Raw genomic sequence first — 280 nt, forward strand, 5'->3', positions numbered from 1 at the left:
GAGATGGGCGCCGAACTCGACAGCCTGGCGGATTTTCTGAACTTCGGGGTCGCGCCCCCGCTGATCCTGTATTTCTGGGCGCTGCAGGACATGCGCGGTGCGGCCTGGATCTCGGTGCTGGTCTTCACCGTCTGCTGCGTGGTGCGCCTGGCACGGTTCAACGCCACCTCCAAATCCGACGAGGGGGCCAGCAAGCTGTCGGAGTTTTTCACCGGCGTACCGGCCCCCGCGGGCGCGGCGCTGGTCATGCTGCCGATGTTCGCCTCCTTCTCCGTGGGGG

Annotated in this window: 1 protein-coding gene; it reads left to right on the top strand. The window is 66.8% G+C overall.

Annotated features, from left to right (window positions below):
- Nucleotides 1–280: CDP-alcohol phosphatidyltransferase family protein (locus E0702_RS17070; protein ID WP_306766936.1), on the top strand; the 280-nt coding region annotated here is incomplete at both ends.

Origin of the sequence: Halomonas marinisediminis, from assembly GCF_004347715.1 — a bacterium.
In the GTDB taxonomy this organism is placed as follows: Bacteria; Pseudomonadota; Gammaproteobacteria; order Pseudomonadales; family Halomonadaceae; genus Halomonas; species Halomonas icarae.